Source organism: Mesorhizobium sp. M1423, assembly GCF_040317575.1.
Lineage (GTDB): Bacteria > Pseudomonadota > Alphaproteobacteria > Rhizobiales > Rhizobiaceae > Mesorhizobium.
In genome coordinates this window covers 1-19,169 of sequence record NZ_JAMYKU010000021.1, presented here as the reverse complement: position 1 = coordinate 19,169, position 19,169 = coordinate 1, and the positions used below count along the sequence as shown (strand labels likewise).

Here is a 19,169-nt window from a genome sequence, read left to right as displayed (position 1 = left end):
CGGCAGAAGCCGGGTCGGGAATGGATTCCGATTGCCGCACTTTTCAGCAGGAGCGCGGTCTCATGAACTGGACTGACGAGCGAGTCGAACTTCTCAGAAAATTGTGGTCGGAGGGTCTCAGCGCCAGCCAGATCGCCGCACAGCTTGGTGGGGTCAGCCGCAATGCGGTCATCGGCAAAGTGCACCGGCTGAAACTGTCCGGCCGCGGACGCACAACCGCATCACCGGCACGCCAGAAGAAGACGGTACAGGGATCGACGATCCAGAAATCGGTGTCGCGGGCAGCAAGCGCCACGCGCCATGCCACCACGTCGATGTCGATCGGTGCGACCGCGCTCAAGGCGCAGTTCGATGCCGAACCGGTGTCGCGCCACTATATCCGCCCGGTCGAAAACGTCGTCGTGCCGATCTCCCGGCATCTGCAACTCGTCGAGCTGAACGAGCGCACCTGCAAATGGCCGAATGGCGATCCGCTTTCCGAAGACTTCCATTTCTGCGGCAACGACGCCGCCGAAACCGGGCCCTACTGCAAGTACCACGCCCGCGTGGCGTTCCAGCCGGCTTCGGAGCGGCGGCGGAGCAGGTGAATGGTGAATGGTGAATGGTGAATGGTGAATGGTGAATGGATATCCGGGCCGAAGCCCGACATGTGAACTGATTTTAACTATTCACCATTTACTATTCACTATTCACAACCACCCGTTCTTGCGAAACCGCCAGTAGAGAACCGTGCAGATCAGGGCGATTGCCGCCAGTACGGCCGGGTAGCCATATTCCATCCTCAGTTCCGGCATGTCGCTGAAATTCATGCCGTAGATGCCGGCGAATGCTGTCGGCACGGCCAAGATGGCGGCCCATGAGGCAAGCTTCTTGGAGATCGCCGTCTCCTGGCTCTGACCGACCAGAAGGCTCGCCTCGAAGGCGAAGGCGAGAACCTCACGCAGGCTGTCGATCTTTTCCTGGACAGTGCGGATGTGGTCGGTGACGTCGCGAAACAGCGGGTGCATGGCTGTATGAATTTGCGGCAGATCGGCGCTGGTCAGCCGCCGGCAGACCTCCACCAGCGGCAGGGCCGCATTACGCAGGCGCAAGAGATCGCGGCGCAGCATGTAAAGCCGCTCGATGTCGGAGCCGGTCATCGGTTTCAGCAGAACCTTGTCCTCGATCGCCTCGACCTCGTTTTCGATCTGCTCGAGCACCGGCATGTAGTTGTCGACGATGAAATCGAGAATGGCGTAGAGGACGAAATCCTCGCCCTTGGCGAGGGAATGCGGACAGCTTTCCCAATGCTGGCGAACGGCGGCGTAGGAGGTCGACGGGCCATGCCTGACGCTGACGATGTAGCCGGCGCCGACGAACAGATGCGTCTCGCCGAAGGTGACACGGCTGTCGATCAACTGCGCCGTGCGGGCAACGATGAACAGGGCATCGCCATATTGCTCGATCTTCGGCCGTTGGTGCGGATGCTCGGCGTCCTCAATCGCCAGCTCATGCAGATGGAATTGCGCCTGGACGCGAAGCAACAAATTGCGGTCGGGCTCCAGCAGTCCGATCCAGACGACATGGCCCGGCTTCCCAGCCCATTCGCCGGCTTCCTCGATGGGTATGTCGGCGATGCGCCGCCCAGCTGTATAGACGCTGCAAGCGATTATGCCCGACATCGGCGGCGCAGGAGCAAACTCGCGGACATATTCCATCGCAGCCTCCTGAAGGCAGGCCTTCATCGCGGAACTGAGAAGTCGGCGCGTCAAAGCTTAGCGCAATTTTCTCTCAGGTGGCGAATCCGAAATTCGCATCAGTGTCGAGCAGCAGGGGAGCTGCTTTTCTGATTTGAGAGCCACTCCACCAAGCCGCGAATCCAGCGCGGCCACCACGCTTGGTTTCGAGAACTCACTTCGCAGGCAGCGTTGCGGGAAGAATGATCTTGTCCGTCTTGTCGCCCTTCGGGCGATCGGCCGGCATCTGATCGCCGGTGACGATATAGTAGATCGTCTCGGCGATGTTGGTGGCGTGGTCGCCGATGCGCTCGATGTTCTTGGCGCAAAACAGGAGATGCGTGCAGGGCGTGATGTTGCGTGGGTCTTCCATCATGTAGGTCAGCAACTCGCGAAACAGCGAGGTGTACATGGCATCGATCTGGTCGTCGCGATCGCGCACGAAACCGATTTTCTCTACCGAGCGCGACGCATAGACGTCGAGCACTTCCTTGAGCTGGGTCAGTGCCAGATTGGCCAAAGCCTCGAGGCCGCGGAACAGGCTGTTCGGCTGGCGCCCGTCGGCGACGGCAACCACCCGCTTGGCGATGTTCTTGCCGAGGTCGCCTACCCGTTCGAGGTCCGCCGAGATGCGGATCGCTCCGACGATCTCGCGCAAATCCGTCGCCATCGGCTGGCGCTTGGCGATGATGATGATCGCCTTGTCGTCGATCTCGCGCTGCCCCTCATCCAGAACCAGGTCGTCTCGAATGACTTTCTGGGCAAGCCCAGGATCCGCATTGACCAGCGCCGCTACTGCCTGCTCGACCATGCGCTCGGCATGCCCGCCCATCGCCGCGATGCGCTTCGACAGATATTTCAGCTCCTCGTCATAGGCGCTGACGATGTGCACGGACTGCATGGACGAATGCCTTCCCGGGATATCCTTGTTGAGTCGTTCGCTCGAATCCCCGCTGATACGCTAGCCGGATGACAGAAAAAAGAAACGACCCATCATGTGTTACATAGTACCGTGTCAGCGAGCCGGCAAATGAACCGAGAACGCCGCACCCTTGCCGACCTCCGACCTGATGGAGAGCCTGGCGTTGTGGCGCGTCAGGATATGCTTGACGATGGACAGGCCAAGGCCGGTGCCCTTCTGGGTCCGGCTGTTCTCGACATCGACACGGTAGAAGCGCTCGGTGATGCGCGGGATGTGTTCTTCGGGGATGCCGGGGCCGAAATCCCTGATGGTGACGTCGATGCCCGGCTCGGGATCGCTGTCGCCGCGCGTGATCGACACCACGACGCGTCCACCGGACTGACCGTATTTGCAGGCGTTTTCTAGCAGGTTTTCAAAAACCTGGAAAAGCTCGTCGCGATCGCCGGGCACGTCGAGCGGCCCTTGCGCGAAATCCCGCTCGATGACGACGCCGTTTTCCTTGGCCAGCGGCCCAAGCGAATCGATGACGCTGTCGATGGCCTGGCGCAGATCGACCTCGGTTCCCGGCTTGAGATAGGGCTTCATCTCCAGGCGTGACAGCGACAGAAGGTCGTCGATGAGGCGCGCCATGCGGCTGGTCTGGTTCTGCATGATCTGCAGGAACTGCTCGCGTGCCGCAGGGTCGTTGCGGGCCGGCCCGCGCAGCGTCTCGATGAAGCCGGCGATCGAGGCGAGAGGGGTGCGCAGCTCATGGCTGGCATTGGCAATGAAGTCGGCGCGCATCCTGTCGATCCGGCGCGCTTCGCTCTGGTCCTTGAACACCAGCACGTAGAGATCCGTGGCGTGGCCGACAGAAGACGCACTCACCCGATAGGCTCGTTCGACCGGCAGCTTTTCGATGTAGTCGACGCTGTCCGAGGCGACGTTGCCCGACAGGATGCTGTCGAGCAAGGCCTGCATTTCCGGCGCGCGGAATTTCAGCGACAGCGACATGCCGGGGGCAATCCCGCCGAAGGCGGCAAAGGCGGCGGCGTTGGCATGGACGATGGTGGCGGAGCGATCGAAAATGATCAGCGGATCGGCAACCGCCGCCGCGAGATATTCGCCGGAAAGCCGTTGCAGGCCGCTCGCCTCGATGGCTGCGGCGCTTTCGGTGGATTGACGCGCGACGCCGGCCGGCAGCATCGCCGCGGCAACCAGTACGGCGCCTGCCAGCAGCACCACATAGCCGGACATGCCGGCAAAACCATAGACCATCAGAACCGCGAGCAAGCCGGCCGCCAGTAGCCAGCGGGTGTTCCACAGCCGCATAGCAACGGCTTGCGCCTTGCTTTTCCGCTCTGTGCCGATGTCGGCCATTTGCGCTCCGTCGCCTGCGCTCCGTCGGCCGGCAGGTTCAAGAACTTCCTGCTGGACCGGCGCTAGAGCGCCGTGCGTCCAATTGGACGCACAAAGGACGCTCTACCACTTTTGATCTGCTGCATCGTTCTTTCCGAAAATCGATTCCGATTTTCGGGCCGATGCAGTAAGGCTCCCAATAGCATGAGTCCGGAAGCTGGAAAGGTTCGTCTCGATGAAAAACGCCAAGGAAGACCCCGCTGCACCCTCATCGGGACCACTGAAGATCGCAATCGACGGCAAGGAGCGGGAGTTCGACATCGAGGCCCCGACGCTTCCCGACTGGGTCGAGGACCGCAAGCTGACCGCCGGCGGCTATCCCTACGACAAGAAGATGAAGAGCGAGGGGTATGAGGAGAGGCTAGAGCAACTGCAGATCGAGCTGGTTAAGGCGCAGGCATGGCTGCAGTCGACAGGCAAGCGGGTGATCTCGCTGTTCGAGGGACGCGACGCCGCCGGCAAGGGCGGCACGATCTTCGTTTTGCGCCAGTATCTGAACCCTCGCACGGCGCGCAACGTGGCGCTGACCAAGCCAACACCCACCGAGCTTGGACAATGGTACTTCCAGCGCTACGTCGACCACTTCCCGACGTCGGGCGAATTCGTCACCTTCGACCGCTCCTGGTACAACCGCGCCGGCGTTGAACCGGTGATGGGATTCTGCACGCCCGAGCAGCACGAGCAGTTTCTGGACGAGGTTCCGCATTTCGAACGGATGATCCGCAACGAGGGCATCTATTTCTTCAAATTCTGGCTGGACATCGGCAGGGAAACGCAGCTCGAGCGATTTCACGATCGTCGCTGGAGCCCGCTGAAGAACTGGAAGTTTTCACCGATCGACATCGCCGGCATCACCAAATGGGACGACTACACCAAGGCGCGCGACCTGATGGTCGAACGCACGCACAAGGAGTTCGCGCCCTGGATCATTGTGCGGGCGAACGACAAACGGCGCGCGCGGCTGGCCGTCATGCAGCGCATTCTCCTGACGCTGCCCTATGACGGCCGCGACCTCGAGATCGTCGGCAAGGAGGACAAGAAGATCATCGGCGAAGGGCCGACTTTCCTCGAAAAATAAGCTCACCTCATCGATACGCGGCTCTCATGCCGCCAGCCGGGCAATCCGCTGCAGCCGCTTCAGCGTGGTGTCGTCCTGCAGCGCCTGCTGGAAAAGCGAGATCTCCTGGTCAATGCGGTCGCAGAGCGCGCCGGTGTCGCCCCTAAGCAGGTCGCGCGTCTGCAACAGCGCCGCGACAGGCTTCTTGGCGAGCTGCCTGGCTCTGGCCAACGTGGCTTCCTCGACGCTGCCGTCCGTCACGATCTCGCCGACAAGGCCGAGTGCCCTGGCATCTTCGGCGGCAAGCGTGTCGCCCAGGCAGAAGAAGCGGAACGCACCGGCATAGCCGAGCTTCTGCGGCGCCAGGATGCTGGTCGCCGCGTCCGGCACCAAGCCGAAATCGACGAACGGCACCCGGAACGTGCTCTTGCTCGAGGCAATCACCATGTCGCAGTGGAACAGGATGGTGCAGCCGACGCCGACGGCGTCGCCGTCGACACAGGCAAGGACCGGTTTCGGGAACGTCGCCAACGTGCGGAACATGTCGGTTACGGCGGCGATCAATCGTTGATGCTTGGTGGCGTCGAGGAATTCGGAAAAATCGCCGCCGAGGCAGAAGCAGCCGGCGAGGCCGCGCAGCGCCACGACGCGCACATCATCGTCGATTGCGGCTTCGTGGAATATCTTGGCCAGGCTTTCATAGGCTCGCCCGTCCAGCACCGGACGGCCGTCATCCGACGACACCGTGACAATCAGTGTATGATTCCGAAACTCTGTTTGCGGGTGGATGTTCATGGCTGTCTCCAATTCTCACGAGGCCTGCCTCATTCCGAGCCTGTCGGGATATCCCCTGGCCAGCACCGGCGCGAAATGACTGCGACGCGAACGCACCACCCCAAGCGTATGCTCGTTGAAGGTGAGCAGTGTGGCGACGACCTGCTGGTCGCCATAGGTGCGCTGGTAGCCAAGCGGCGTGGCCAGGAAATGCAGCTGCAGCGCGCGAAGCACCCACATGGGCTCGAACTCGATGATCACCTGGTTGATGTTCCGCTTCAGCCCCCACTCGACGAAGCCGGCGATCAGCTCGGTGCCGACCGTCGAGACGCCGCGCTTGCCGTCACGAAAGCCCGGCGCCACCGCATAGCGGGTCAGTTCCCAGACGTTCGGGCCCGACGGTGGCGTCCCTTCATATAGGTCCGCCAGCACCTCGGTCAGAAGATGCGCCCGGGTGGTCGGCAACATCCGCTGGTAACCGGCGAGCTCGCCATTGCGGATGACGAGCTGATGCACCGCCTCGTCGTGGTCGAACTGATCGATCTCGAGGCCATCGGGGCGCTGCAGATCGGTCCATCCCATCTCCTCGACGAAAATTTTGTAGCGCAACCGATGAACGGCCTCCCAAAGGTCGGGACGTTCCATAAGTTCCTGTGTGGTAAGGGAAAAAAGCATTTGCCGTCTCCTAGGTTCAATAGGAAGATACGGCCGGGCTGTCCCGAGAAAATTACGCGATCACGTAGGCAAGAATTTCTAGGCCGGCACGGCCGAGCTAGCTAATATAGCCGCGCCTTATCGCTTCCGCGACCGCCTGCACCCGATTGACGGCACCGAGTTTGCTTTTGGCGTTAAGAAGGTGTTTCTCTGACGTGTGTTCCGAAATGCCGAGAATCTGTGAAATCTCCCATTCGGACTTACCGACGGCGGCCCATTGCATGCATTCGCGCTCACGCGGCGTCAATTCGACGTGGTCGATGGTTTTGCCCGCCATGGTGTGGAGCTGCATGGCGCGGCCAATCGCATAAGTCGAGACCAGCGACACCAACCCGAAGTCGGCGCCCGACAATTCAACAGCCTCGCCGCCTAGCGACACCATGACGATCTGGCCATCGAGTGTGATCAGCGGGAAGGCCAACCCGTCGCGAAGCTTGAATTCGCCGGCGTCGCCCATCACCTCGCCGCCGCTCTTGCCGATGCGGATGCCCTGAGACGCTTCCCGCCACTGGAACGGCGCTTGAAGCTGCTTCATGTGACTGACGACGGGGTCGTGATCGACGTAGTTGCGCGCGACGTAGCGCTCAAGCCATTCAGCCGGCCAGTCGCAAAGCAGCACATGGTCCTTTTGCTGGTTTCTCGGGGTGCCAGGTTGCGGAACCGTCCCGGCCATCAGCGCCGTCAGGCCGAACTCACTGGTTACCCCCAACAGCTTTTCGCAGACCGCCGCCGCGGTGCCGGCGTGCTGCAACTGATCTATCAATTCCAGGGTGCGATCGAAATGACCCATCGCAACATCTACCCCATGTTGCCTTCCGCTCTTGAGACCAATGGCAGTGATCAATCCGCACCACGCCATCAACCCCGGACTGCAAAGCTGCTTCTTTGTGCGCCCTACTGCTCCCTCTTCAGCCGGCATCACGCAGTCACTTGCAAACTCACTAAACAATATCCCTAAATTGCCATGATGAAACCAAAAAGCGTTGTGCCTCTGTTATTTTCGTACGAAAAGCCGAGGCAAGACTGGACGGAGTCGTCGCGTGGCGTTTCGGTGCATATCCATTTCATTGATCTCGATGCTGATCGGAGTGCAATCGCTTGCGGGTGCTGCGCGCGCCGCGGAGCCGCAGGTGCCGGTGTTTTGGGACGCCAAGGTGCGGCTGCCAAAGCCGGACCTTTCGACGCTGCCGCGGCTGCGATTCCTGACCACCACCGATTTCCCGCCCTTCAACTTTCTCGATGGGGCAGGCCGGCTGTCCGGCTTCCACGTCGATCTGGCGCGCGCCATCTGCGCCGAGCTCGGCATTGCCGAAAAATGCCAGATCCAGGCGCTGCCCTGGGCCGAGCTCGAAGGCGCGCTGCAGAAAGGCGAAGGCGAAGCGATCATTGCCGGCATCGCCGCCACGCCGGAGTCGCGGTCGAAATACGCGTTTTCACGCTCCTACCTGCAGTTTCCGGCACGCTTCATCATGCTGAAGACACAGGCGCTGACCGAACCAATATTCGACAGGCTGCGCAGCAAACGTGTCGGCGTGATCGCCGGCTCCGCGCATGAACGGATGCTGCGCGACTATTTCGGCGACGTCCAAATCGTCCCCTTCGCAAAGCCGGAGGAGCTTTATGGCGAGCTGAAAGCCGGCAAGATCGATGCCGCCTTCGGCGACGGCATGCGTTTCGCCTTCTGGCTCGGCGGTTCGGATGCGGCGGGCTGCTGCCGCTTTGCCGGCGGCCCCTATCTGGCGCCCGAATATCTCGGCTCGGGCATGGCGATCGCCACCAGGGCCAACGACCCGGCACTGGCCGCCGCATTCGACTACGCGCTGCAGGAAATTTCGGTGAAAGGCACGTTCGCCGAGTTCTATCTGCGCTATTTTCCGGTCAGCTTTTTCTGAGCTTAGACTGCCGGCTCAGGTCAGCGTGCGAAGGCGCGCCTTGGCGGCTCGCGCGATGGCGGCGACCGTCAGCGCATCAAGGTCGAGTTCCCGGCGGACGAGCTGCAGCACGCGCACCTCCTCCAGTCGCATTTCGAGATCGACGGCCGCGACCTCGAAGGCAGCGGCATAGGCGGTGTCACGCAGGCGGTCGGGCAGCGCCTCGGCGACGCGCGCCAGGACGCCCTCCAGCCCGTCCTTTTCTTGCAGCATTTTCTGGCAGGCCTGGGCGACCTCGACCAGCCGCTCCTGATTGAAATCCTCAAACACCGGCCAGGATCGAACGACGTCGCCGATCCGCGCCAGTTCGACATCGGTCATGTCGCGGTCTGACGCCGAGGTGATGACCATCAGGTAGATCATGGCTTCGTGTGGCGACAATGGCATTTACAACTCCTTGAGACGGGTCCCGAAGTTAGGAACGAGGGACCGGCGCCGCAAGGAAAAAGAGCCGCGATCGTTGACGCTCCGGTCAGGCCCTGAAGCCTGATCCATACCGACTAAATGGGACGGGGCTCATATCTTCTTGCCTGATCACGGTCCTGCCCGGAAACCGGGTTCCACTTTTCGGGATCATAGTCTAGAGCATGCGGCTGCCGGCACGGATGCCGGCAAAGCTGCAGGAAATAGCATCATGGCCGGACAACAGCCGATCGATCTCAGCCCGGAAGTCCTCACCGCCGCCGCCGAAAGCAAGGCGTGGCCGTTCGAGGAAGCGAAAAAGATCGTCGCCCGCTACGCGAGCAGCGGCTACCCGGAAACGGTGCTGTTCGAGACCGGCTACGGCCCGTCGGGGCTGCCGCATATCGGCACTTTCGGCGAGGTGGCGCGCACATCTATGGTGCGCCACGCCTTCCGAGTGCTGACCGAAGACAAGGTCAAGACGCGGCTGCTGTGCTTCTCCGATGACATGGACGGATTGCGCAAGGTGCCGGACAATGTGCCTAACAAGGACATGCTGCGCGCGTATCTCGGCAAGCCGCTGACCAGGATACCGGACCCTTTCTCCAATGAGTATCCGTCCTTCGGCGCCGCCAATAACGCACGGTTGCGCGCCTTCCTCGACCGTTTCGGCTTCGATTACGAATTCGCTTCCTCGACCGACTATTATACTTCCGGCCGCTTCGACGCGACGCTGCTCAAGATGCTCGAGCGCTTCGATAAGGTGATGGCAATTATGCTGCCGTCGCTGCGTGAAGAGCGGGCGCAGAGCTATTCGCCCTTCCTGCCGATCCATCCCAAGACCGGCATCGTCATGCAAGTCGCGATCGATGAGCGCAAGCTCGACGCCGGCACCATCGTGTGGCGCGACCCGGACACCGGCGAGCGCTTCGAGACGCCGGTGACCGGCGGTCATGCCAAGCTGCAATGGAAGCCAGACTGGGCGATGCGCTGGGCAGCACTCGGCGTCGATTACGAGATGTCCGGCAAGGATCTGATCGATTCCGTCAAGCTCGCCGGGCAGATTTGCCGTGCGCTCGATGCTCCAGCGCCGGAGGGCTTCAATTATGAGCTGTTCCTCGACGAGCACGGCCAGAAGATCTCGAAGTCGAAGGGCAATGGGCTAACCATCGACGAGTGGCTGACTTATGCGCCGACCGAGAGCCTTAGCCTTTATATGTTCCAGCGCCCGCGAACCGCGAAGAAGCTTTATTTCGACGTCATCCCGAAGGCGGTAGACGAATATTACACGTTCCTCTCTGCTTATCAGAAGCAGGATTGGAAAGAACGGCTGGGCAATCCGGTCTGGCACATGCATGACGGCAATCCGCCTATCATCGACCTGCCGGTGTCGTTCGCGCTGCTGCTCAACCTGGTCAGCGCCTCGAATGCGCAGAACAGGGACGTGCTGTGGGGCTTCATTTCGCGCCACGCACCGGGTGTGACGCCGGCAACTCACCCCGAACTCGACCGGCTGACCGAATATGCGATCCGCTATTTCGACGATTTCGTGAAGCCGGCTAAGGTGTACCGTGCCGCCGACGCGGTCGAGCGCGAGGCGCTGACCAAACTTTCGGAAGCGCTCGCCGCGCTGCCCGCTGACGCCGCCGGCGAGGCGATCCAGAACGCCGCCCTCAATGTCGCGCGCAAGATCGAGCGCTACCAGGATCGTTCCAAGCAGAGCCCTGAGGGTGGACCCGGCGTCTCCGTCGCCTTCTTCCAGATGATTTATCAGGTGCTGATAGGTCAGGAACGCGGGCCGCGCTTCGGTTCCTTCGCCGCACTCTACGGCATTGCCGAAACGCGTGAGCTCATTCGACGGGCGCTTGCTGGTCAGCTGGCGGCTTGAGGACGCCGTCCTGCTCCTCCAGGATCGAGCCCGGCGCCACAGGCGCGGATCGCGACGCAGCCGGGAGCGGCGGCAGGCCTGAGACGCTCGGCGCCGGCCCGAAGACGCCCTTTTTCGCTGCACGCGCCTTCTCGCCGGCTTCTATGTAAGCGCCGCCCTTGGCGGCGCGCGCCCAGCCGTTTTCGACCAACCATTGGCCCATATCCTGATTGCCGATCCGGCACTCGGCGGCGATCAGGTCACGGCCGCCTTCGGGCGGCACGGCACAGACCACCGCACGACCGCGCAGAAAAGCGCGGAAGGCAGTTCGCGCCCGGATGCCGCAACTCCAAGACTTGCCGCCGTCGGTGCAAGTCTCGTCCTGCTTGACGATGTCGATGCCGGAAACCGCAATCGAATAGCCCTTTGCCTCGATGACCCCGGCGGCCGGCGCGACCGGCTGGAACAGTTTCGTGCCTTTCCAGTCGTCAGGCATTTTCGTTTTTGGCGGCCTGGGCAGTCCGGCCAATGCCAGATCGCTCAACGGTGCGCGCGGCTCAATCCGTTCAAGCTCGTCGGAACCGAGCTGCGGCGGCACCACGATTTCCGGATCGATTGCCCTTGAATGCGTAGCCTGCTTGGCCGCCTCTGGTTTCGAGATGGCCGACGTAGCCGGCGCGGCGGGCTGGGGTTCAGCGCTGACCTGAATTTGCTCGCCAGGGCCGCCGCTTTGGTTCTGGACGGCGCGGCCGCCAGCGACAATTGCCGTGGCCATCGCCGGAATCGCCAGAACGGCCAAGGCAAGGTGAGGCAGACGCACCGGCCCCGCGCCTACTGGCTTGCCCAGACAATCCGCGCCACCCATTCGACATCACGCATGAGGATGTCGCGGTCCGGATGATCGGGATTGAGGGAGACCAGCGCGATCGACTTCGGTGTCTGGCGGTCGAGCACCTTGGCCATCACCTCGCCGGCATTGGTCTTGACGACGACGCGATCGCCCTTTCGTATGATAGCCCCCGGCTCGACGATCAGGACATCGCCATTGCGGTAAAGCGGCAGCATGGAATCGCCCTGGACCTTCAACGCATAGGAGGTTTCGGTTGCCCGTGCCGGCAGCTCGATCAGGTCCCATCCCTGCCCCGCCGGAAACCCGGCGTCGTCGAAGAAGCCACCGGCGCCCGCCTGGGCGAAGCCGAGCAGCGGCACCGACGATTTCTGCACGGGCAGTGCGCCGGAATTACCCCGGCCTTCGACCAGCCCCGCAAATTCATCCAGCGAGGCGCCGGTCGCCTCGATGATCTTGGCGAGCGATTCGGTCGACGGCCAGCGCGGCCGCCCATCCGAGGACAGCCGCTTCGATTTGTTGAAGGCCGTCGAGTCGAGGCCAGCGCGCCTGGCCAGCCCGGAGGCCGAAAGCGAATAACGCTCGGCGAGAGCGTCGATGGCGGCCCAAACGCGGTCATGCGAGAGCACCTTGCTCTCCTTCGAAACAGGAAAAAATACCTTCCCTGTTCTACCTCTTGGCCGCCATCTTGTCCACCGCCGAAGACGGCGTCACGCTGCCTCCTTGGCCTCGTTCCTGTCATAGGGATCGAAACGCTCATAGAAGGTCTCGCCCTTCTCGGCCATGTCGAGCAGCAGCTTCGGCGCCCTGAACTCGGCGCCGTATTTCTTCTGCAGGCGCTTGGCGATCTTGACGAATTTCTTCGCGCCGATGCCGTCGATGTAGGACAGTGCACCGCCTGTGTAGGGCGCGAAGCCGAAGGCCAGGATCGAGCCGACATCGGCCTCGCGTGGATCGGTAACGATGCCCTCCTCCATCACCCGTGCCGCCTCAAGCGCGATGGTGACCAGCAGCCGCTGCTTCAGCTCCTCATAATCGACCCTCTCCGGCGCCAGTTGCGGGTAGAGGTCCCTGAGGCCTGGCCACAGCTTCTTCTTGGCAGGTTTTGCCGGATAGTCGTAGAAGCCCTTGCTGTTCTTGCGACCCAAGCGACCGTGTGTGTCGACCATCGTGCTGATCAGCGCCATCTGCTTCGGGTCGACCGCCTTGTCGCCGAGATCGCGCATCGTCTGCTTCATGATCTTCTGGGCAAGGTCGATCGCGGTCTCGTCGGTCAACGCCAGAGGACCGACCGGCATGCCGGCGGCTTTCGCCGCATTCTCGATCATCGGCGCCGGAACACCTTCGATCAGCATCTTGTAGGCTTCCGACATGTAGCGCAGTACGCAGCGATTGACATAGAAACCGCGCGTATCGTTGACGACAATCGGGGTTTTCTTGATGGCGCGGACAAAGTCGATCGCGGTGGCCAGCGCTTTGTCGCCGGTCTTCTTGCCGAGGATGATCTCGACCAGCATCATCTTGTCGACCGGCGAGAAGAAGTGGATGCCGATGAAATTCTTTGGCCGCGCCGAATTCCTGGCCAGCGATGTAATCGGTATGGTGGACGTATTCGAGGCGAAGGTCGCCGAAGGCTTGAGCACAGCCTCGGCCTGTTCGGTGGCGCCCTTCTTTACGGCCGAATCCTCGAATACCGCCTCGACGACAAGATCGCAGCCGGCGAGATCGGCGTAATCGGCCGTCGGCGTGATCAGCGTCAGCAACTGGTCCTTGTCCTGTGGCTTGGCACGGCCCTTCTTCACCTGATCCGAGATAAGGTTGTCGGAATGCGCCTTGCCCTTGGCGGCAGACTCCATGTCACGGTCGAGCAGCACCACCGGAATGCCCGCCTTGGCCGTCACATAGGCAATGCCGGCGCCCATGAAGCCGGCGCCGAGCACGCCGATCTTCTTAAACCTCGTTTCCGGCACACCGGCCGGGCGGCGCGCGCCCTTGTTCAGTTCCTGGAGCGACACGAACAACGAGCGGATCATCGCTGCCGCTTCCCTGGTCTGCATGATCTCGGTGAAGTAGCGCTGCTCGATCCGCAAGGCGGTGTCGAACGGCACCAGCAAACCCTCGTAAACGCATTTCAGGATGGCGGCAGCGGCGGGATAGTTGCCATAGGTCTCGCGGCGCAGGATGGCGATGGCCGGCGGCCACAGATTGGCACCGGCCACCGAATAGATCGGAGCGCCGGGCAGCTTGAAGCCTTTTTCGTCCCAGGGCGCCACCGGTTTCAAGCCGTTCCTGATCATCGCCTTGGCGGTTTCGACCAGCTTGTCCGGCTCGGCAATCTCATGGATCAGGCCCATCGACTTGGCCTTCTGCGGCGACAGCGTCTGGCCGGAGGTCAGCATTTGCAGCGCCTGCTGCTGGTCGGTCAGCCGCGGCACGCGCTGGGTTCCGCCGGCGCCGGGGAAAATGCCGATCTTCACTTCGGGAAGTGCCATCCTCACTTTGTCGGAATCGGCCGCGACACGGCCATGGCAGGCGAGCGACAATTCGAACGCGCCGCCCATGCAGGTGCCGTTGATCGCCGAAACCCACGGCTTACCCGAGGTTTCCAGCTTACGGAACAGGCCGTTCATATAGCCCGCATTGTCGAACAGCGCCTTGGTCGCCTTCTCTGGGTCCTTTGCCTTGTCGGCGGCGAAGGTCGCCAGCATCTTCTGCAGCATGGTGATGTCGGCGCCGCCCGAGAACGTATCCTTGCCGGAGGTAATGACCGCCGCCTTGATCGCTGCATCGGTCGCCACCTTGTCGACGATGACGTTCAGCTCGAGCATCACCTCTTGGGTGAAGACGTTCATCGAACGGTCCGGCATGTCCCAGGTGACCAAAGCAATGCCGTCGGCGTCGGTGTCGAGGGTGAAATTGGTATAGCTCATCATCTCTCTCCGTCAGACGCGTTCGATGATCGTTGCGGTGCCCATGCCGGCGCCGATGCAAAGCGTCACCAGCGCGGTGTTCAGGTCGCGGCGTTCCAATTCGTCCAGCACCGTACCGAAGATCATCGCACCGGTGGCGCCCAGCGGATGGCCCATGGCGATGGCGCCGCCATTGACGTTGATCCGGTCATGAGGAATGTCGAAAGCCTGCATGTAGCGCAGCACCACCGAAGCGAAGGCCTCGTTAAGCTCGAACAGGTCGATGTCCGACAGCTTCATCTTCGCCCGCCTCAACAGCTTTTCGGTGACGTCGACCGGACCGGTCAGCATCAGCACCGGTTCGGAGCCGATGTTGGCAAAGGCGCGGATACGCGCGCGCGGCTTGAGGTCGAGCGTCTTTCCCGCCTTTTTCGAGCCGAGCAGCACGGCCGCCGCGCCATCGACGATGCCGGACGAATTTCCGGCATGGTGGACGTGGTTGACCTCTTCCACCTCGGGATGCTTCTGCACCGCGACGGCGTCGAAGCCGCCCATTTCGCCGGGCATGACGAAGGACGGGTTGAGCGCGGCCAGCGACTGCATGTCGGTCGAAGGCCGCATGTGCTCGTCGTGATCGAGAATGGTCAGGCCGTTCTGGTCCTTGACCGAGATCACCGAATTCTTGAAGCGGCCCTCGCCCCACGCCTTGGCGGCACGCTTCTGGCTTTCGACCGCGTAGGCATCGACGTCGTCGCGCGAAAACCCGTATTTGGTGGCGATCAGGTCGGCCGATATGCCTTGCGGCACGAACCAGCCGGGCAGGCCGACCGAAGGATCCATGAACCAGGCGCCGCCGGAGGCGCCCATGCCGACCCGCGACATCGATTCGACGCCACCGGCAATCACGATCTCGTCGGCGCCTTGCGCGATCTTGGCGGCGCCGAAATTGATGGCGTCGAGGCCCGAGGCGCAGAAGCGCGATATCTGCATGCCAGGCGCCTTGGTGTCGTAGCCGGCCTCGAAAGCAGCGGCACGTGGAATGACTGCACCCGCCTCGCCAACCGGATCGACACAGCCGAAGATGATGTCGTCGACGGTGCCGGTGTCCAGCCCGTTGCGGTCGCGGATCGCCTCGAGCACCTTGGCGCCGAGCCGCACCGCCGGCACTTCGTGCAGCGAGCCATCCTTCTTGCCCCTGCCGCGCGGCGTGCGCACGGCATCATAGACGTAAGCTTCGGCCATTTTCCTGCTCCTTGGGTTTGCTGAAAGTCGCTCAGAGAGCGCGCCCGATCAGCAATTTCATGATCTCGTTGGTTCCGCCGTAGATGCGCTGGACGCGGGCGTCGCGGAACATGCGCGCAATCGGATATTCATTCATGTAGCCATAGCCGCCATGCAATTGAAGGCATTCGTCGACGACTTTTCCCTGCAGGTCTGACAGCCAGTATTTGGCCATCGAGGCCGTCACCGGGTCGAGGCCGCCGTTAATGTGGCGGGCAACGCAGTCATTATAGAAGACGCGCCCAATGGTCGCCTCGGTCTTCAATTCGGCCAGCTTGAACTGGGTGTTCTGGAATTCGATGATGGCCTTGCCGAAGGCCTTGCGCTCCTTGACGTAGTCGATGGTAAGAGCCAGCGCCCGCTCGACCATGGCGATAGCAGTGGTGCCGATCTGCAGCCGCTCCTGCGGCAATTGCTGCATCAGCTGGACGAAGCCCTGGCCTTCCTCGTTGCCAAGCAGGTTCGAGGTCGGCACACGCACGTCGTTGAAGAACAGTTCCGACGTGTCGTTGGCCTTGAGGCCGATCTTGTCGAGGTTGCGGCCGCGCTCGAAGCCCTCCACCTCGTCGGTCTCGACGACGATCAGCGAGATGCCCTTGGCACCTTTCTGCGGATCGGTCTTGGTGACGACGATGATGAAGTTAGCGAGCTGGCCGTTGGTGATAAAGGTCTTCGAGCCGTTGAGCTTGTACTGGTTGCCGTCCTTTTCGGCGCGCGTCTTGACGCCCTGCAGGTCGGAGCCCGCACCCGGCTCGGTCATGGCGATGGCGCCGATCAGTTCGCCGGTCGCCAGCCTCGGCAGCCATTTCTTCTTCTGCTCGTCCGAGCCGTAATGGAGGATGTAGGGGGCGACGATCGAATTGTGCAGGCCAATGCCGAACCCGTCGACGCCGACATGGGCGATCGCCTCGATGATGGCGCTCTCATGCGCGAAGCTGCCGCCCGAGCCGCCATATTCCTCCGGCATCGAGGCGCAGAGCAGGCCGGCCGCACCCGCCTTCAGCCAGCTTTCGCGGTCGACCATCTCGTTCTTCTCGAACTCGTCGTAACGCGGCGCGATCTCTTCCGACATGAAGCGGTGCGCCATGTCATAAAGCATGCCGACCTCGTCCGCCGCCCAGGCGGGTTTTGGAAGGCCAAGGATTTCGGCGGGACTGGTCATGTTTATTCTCTGATCCTCCTTCCAAGCACGCCGCCAGAATTGAGGCTGGCGCGCTGCCGTGGCGCCCTCTCCCGGCCGCTTCGCGGCCACCCTCCTCGCGAGGAAGAGGGGAGCCTAGAACGCTTCGGCCGGCAGCGCCATCAATGTGTCGGCGCCGCTGGAGATGCGGGCAAGGTGCGCCGCCGTCTCCGGCATGATCCGCTCCACGAAGAAGCGCGCCGTCACCAGCTTGTTGTCGTAGAAAGACGAAGCGCCGTCGGCGCCATTCGCCAATTTCGCTGCGGCCACCCTGGCCATCTGCGCCCACATATAGCCCAGCGCCACCAGGCCGAAGAGATGCATGTAGTCGGTCGAGGCGGCACCGGCATTGTCGGGCTTGGCCATGCCGTTCTGCATCAGCCACATCGTCGCCGCCTGCAGATCGTTGAGGCTCTTCTTCAGCGCCTTGGTGAAGGGCGCCATCTTCTCGTCGGTGCGGTTCTCCTCGCAGAACTCGCCGACTTCCCTAAAGAACGCCTGCACCGCGCGACCGCCATTCAAGGCCAGCTTGCGGCCGACGAGGTCGAGTGCCTGGATGCCGTTGGCACCCTCATAGATCATGGCGATGCGGGCATCGCGGACGAACTGGCTCATGCCGTGCTCTTCTATATAGCCGTGGCCTCCGAACACCTGCTGCGCCATTACCGCATGATCGAAACCCTTGTCGGTGAGCACGCCCTTGACCACCGGCGTCATCAGGCCGGTATAGTCATCGGCTGCCTGGCGATCCTTGTCGTCACCGGAGCGGTGAGCGATGTCGGACTTGATCGCCGTCCACAGCGCCAGCGCGCGGCCGGCCTCGTTGAAAGCCTTCATGGTCATCAGGCTGCGGCGGATGTCCGGATGGACGACGATCGGATCGGCCTTTCTGTCCGGCGCCTTCAGCCCTGACAGCGAGCGGCCCTGCAGACGATCCTTGGCGTAGGAAACCGCATTCTGATAGGCAACCTCCGACAGTGAGAGCCCCTGCAGGCCGACGCCAAGCCGCGCCTCATTCATCATGGTGAACATGGCTTTCAGCCCGCCATTGGCCTCGCCGAGCAGTGTGCCTTCAGCGTCGTCATAATTCATGACGCAGGTCGAATTGCCATGGATACCCATCTTCTCCTCGATCGAGCCACAGGAGACGGTGTTCTTCTCGCCCGGATTGCCTGATGCATCGAGCTTGAGCTTCGGCACGATGAACAGCGAGATGCCCTTCACGCCATCCGGCGCGCCCTCGATACGGGCCAGCACGAGGTGGACGATGTTTCCCGACATGTCATGCTCGCCGGCCGAGATGAATATCTTCTGGCCGGAGATCCTGTAGGTGCCGTCGCCATTTGGAACGGCCTTGGTGCGCAGCAAGCCGAGATCGGTTCCGCAGTGCGGCTCGGTCAGGTTCATGGTGCCGGTCCAGGCGCCCTCGACCAGCTTCGGCAACCATGTCGCCTTCTGCTCTTTGGTGCCATGGGTGATGATCGCAGCGATCGCACCTTGCGTCAGTCCGGCATACATCATCAGCGACATATTGGCCGACACCATATATTCGGCAACCGCAGTATGCACTGCATAGGGCAAGCCTTGCCCGCCAAACTCGACAGGTGCGGCGAGCCCCATCCAGCCACCTTCGCGATACTGGTCGAAGGCTTCCTTGAAGCCTTTTGGCGTCGTCACCGACCCGTCGACATGGCGCACACAACCTTCCACGTCGCCGACACGGTTGAGCGGCTGCATGACGTTTTCGGCGAGCTTCGCGCCCTCGGCAAGGATAGCCTCGAGCACATCCGGCGTCGCGTCGGAAAATCCGGGAAGATTGGAATAGCGCTGATAGCCCAGCACCTCGTTCAGCACGAACAGCGTGTCCCGGATCGGCGCTCTGTAGATCGGCATGCGTTTCCTCCACCATGCGGTCTTGGCCCCGAAATCAGCCTCAGCATATGAGGATGGCAGACGGACCAACGTTGCGGTCGAGATAACAAATATTGACGTTTGCGTAAACGTCAATTCTGCGATGGGGCAAATTTTCTCCCGCGCGCCAAGACGGCAAACGGCGAAAGACGGTAACGACGAAGAACCGCGCGGCGGAAACCCCGCGGTTTTAATTAGGGAAAAAAACGGCAGGTTTTTTTTGTTAGGTTTTTTACCTATGACGCAGGCGACGCCAAATGG

18 protein-coding genes are annotated in these 19,169 nt (G+C 61.9%); 5 read left to right on the top strand and 13 right to left on the bottom strand.

The genetic code is table 11. The features are described from left to right. The first annotated feature begins 62 nt into the window (after positions 1-62). Positions 63-587, top strand: coding sequence for a GcrA family cell cycle regulator (locus NKG95_RS23845; RefSeq protein ID WP_023719497.1), 525 nt, complete (start codon positions 63-65; stop codon positions 585-587). 102 nt (positions 588-689) lie between these two features. Here NKG95_RS23845 and NKG95_RS23840 read toward each other — a convergent pair whose 3' ends face one another. From NKG95_RS23840 to NKG95_RS23830, 3 genes are all read right to left on the bottom strand, one after another. After that, a complete protein-coding gene (locus tag NKG95_RS23840) occupies positions 690-1,697 on the bottom strand; it encodes a magnesium and cobalt transport protein CorA (RefSeq protein WP_352861740.1) in 1,008 nt (335 codons plus the stop codon). 193 nt (positions 1,698-1,890) lie between these two features. Beyond that, a complete protein-coding gene (phoU, locus tag NKG95_RS23835; RefSeq protein ID WP_352526793.1) occupies positions 1,891-2,616 on the bottom strand; it encodes a phosphate signaling complex protein PhoU in 726 nt (241 codons plus the stop codon). 114 nt (positions 2,617-2,730) lie between these two features. Then, positions 2,731-3,996 (bottom strand): ATP-binding protein, encoded by a 1,266-nt coding sequence (locus NKG95_RS23830; protein WP_353042724.1) that lies wholly within the window; start codon positions 3,994-3,996, stop codon positions 2,731-2,733. A gap of 214 nt (positions 3,997-4,210) precedes the next feature. On the opposite strand from NKG95_RS23830, the gene ppk2 reads away from it, so the two are divergent. After that, on the top strand, positions 4,211-5,113 hold the full coding sequence (gene ppk2 / locus NKG95_RS23825; RefSeq protein WP_353042723.1) for a polyphosphate kinase 2: 903 nt from the start codon (positions 4,211-4,213) through the stop codon (positions 5,111-5,113). A gap of 24 nt (positions 5,114-5,137) precedes the next feature. Here the strand turns inward: ppk2 and NKG95_RS23820 are convergent, their stop codons facing one another. From NKG95_RS23820 to NKG95_RS23810, 3 genes are all read right to left on the bottom strand, one after another. Further along, on the bottom strand, positions 5,138-5,887 hold the full coding sequence (locus NKG95_RS23820) for an enoyl-CoA hydratase-related protein (protein ID WP_353042722.1): 750 nt from the start codon (positions 5,885-5,887) through the stop codon (positions 5,138-5,140). Between the two features lie 15 nt (positions 5,888-5,902). Continuing rightward, the gene (locus NKG95_RS23815) at positions 5,903-6,541 is read right to left on the bottom strand and encodes an acyl-homoserine-lactone synthase (RefSeq protein WP_353042721.1); all 639 of its coding nucleotides are present in this window, start codon (positions 6,539-6,541) and stop codon (positions 5,903-5,905) included. A gap of 97 nt (positions 6,542-6,638) precedes the next feature. Next, positions 6,639-7,370, bottom strand: coding sequence for a helix-turn-helix transcriptional regulator (locus tag NKG95_RS23810; protein WP_353042764.1), 732 nt, complete (start codon positions 7,368-7,370; stop codon positions 6,639-6,641). Positions 7,371-7,620: 250 nt separating this feature from the next. Between NKG95_RS23810 and NKG95_RS23805 the strand changes: the two genes are divergently transcribed. Next, positions 7,621-8,472 carry an ABC transporter substrate-binding protein gene (locus tag NKG95_RS23805; protein ID WP_353042720.1) on the top strand — a complete coding sequence of 284 codons (852 nt, stop codon included), beginning with the start codon at positions 7,621-7,623 and terminating at the stop codon, positions 8,470-8,472. 15 nt (positions 8,473-8,487) lie between these two features. Here the strand turns inward: NKG95_RS23805 and NKG95_RS23800 are convergent, their stop codons facing one another. Continuing rightward, positions 8,488-8,898: a tellurite resistance TerB family protein gene (locus NKG95_RS23800; RefSeq protein WP_023719505.1), complete on the bottom strand. Its 411-nt coding sequence runs from the start codon at positions 8,896-8,898 to the stop codon at positions 8,488-8,490. Between the two features lie 247 nt (positions 8,899-9,145). On the opposite strand from NKG95_RS23800, the gene NKG95_RS23795 reads away from it, so the two are divergent. Further along, positions 9,146-10,801: a lysine--tRNA ligase gene (locus tag NKG95_RS23795; RefSeq protein WP_352716970.1), complete on the top strand. Its 1,656-nt coding sequence runs from the start codon at positions 9,146-9,148 to the stop codon at positions 10,799-10,801. On the opposite strand, the gene NKG95_RS23790 is transcribed toward NKG95_RS23795, so the two are convergent. From NKG95_RS23790 to NKG95_RS23765, 6 genes are all read right to left on the bottom strand, one after another. Beyond that, positions 10,764-11,600, bottom strand: coding sequence for a thermonuclease family protein (locus tag NKG95_RS23790; RefSeq protein ID WP_353042719.1), 837 nt, complete (start codon positions 11,598-11,600; stop codon positions 10,764-10,766). The two genes, NKG95_RS23795 and NKG95_RS23790, sit on opposite strands and share 38 nt — an antisense overlap. 11 nt (positions 11,601-11,611) lie before the next feature. After that, positions 11,612-12,256 (bottom strand): S24 family peptidase, encoded by a 645-nt coding sequence (locus NKG95_RS23785; RefSeq protein WP_353042718.1) that lies wholly within the window; start codon positions 12,254-12,256, stop codon positions 11,612-11,614. Positions 12,257-12,337: 81 nt separating this feature from the next. Continuing rightward, on the bottom strand, positions 12,338-14,557 hold the full coding sequence (locus tag NKG95_RS23780) for a 3-hydroxyacyl-CoA dehydrogenase NAD-binding domain-containing protein (RefSeq protein WP_352640403.1): 2,220 nt from the start codon (positions 14,555-14,557) through the stop codon (positions 12,338-12,340). A 12-nt stretch (positions 14,558-14,569) separates the two neighbouring features. Next, positions 14,570-15,778, bottom strand: coding sequence for an acetyl-CoA C-acetyltransferase (locus NKG95_RS23775; RefSeq protein ID WP_352547915.1), 1,209 nt, complete (start codon positions 15,776-15,778; stop codon positions 14,570-14,572). Positions 15,779-15,809: 31 nt separating this feature from the next. Further along, positions 15,810-16,979: an acyl-CoA dehydrogenase family protein gene (locus tag NKG95_RS23770; protein ID WP_353042717.1), complete on the bottom strand. Its 1,170-nt coding sequence runs from the start codon at positions 16,977-16,979 to the stop codon at positions 15,810-15,812. A 114-nt stretch (positions 16,980-17,093) separates the two neighbouring features. Next, complete coding sequence (locus NKG95_RS23765) at positions 17,094-18,890, bottom strand: acyl-CoA dehydrogenase (protein ID WP_353042716.1); 1,797 nt, start codon at positions 18,888-18,890, stop codon at positions 17,094-17,096. Here NKG95_RS23765 and NKG95_RS23760 point away from each other — a divergent pair. Further along, on the top strand, positions 18,889-19,169 hold a 281-nt coding region (locus NKG95_RS23760), incomplete at its 3' end, for a hypothetical protein (protein ID WP_353042715.1). The genes NKG95_RS23765 and NKG95_RS23760 overlap by 2 nt on opposite strands.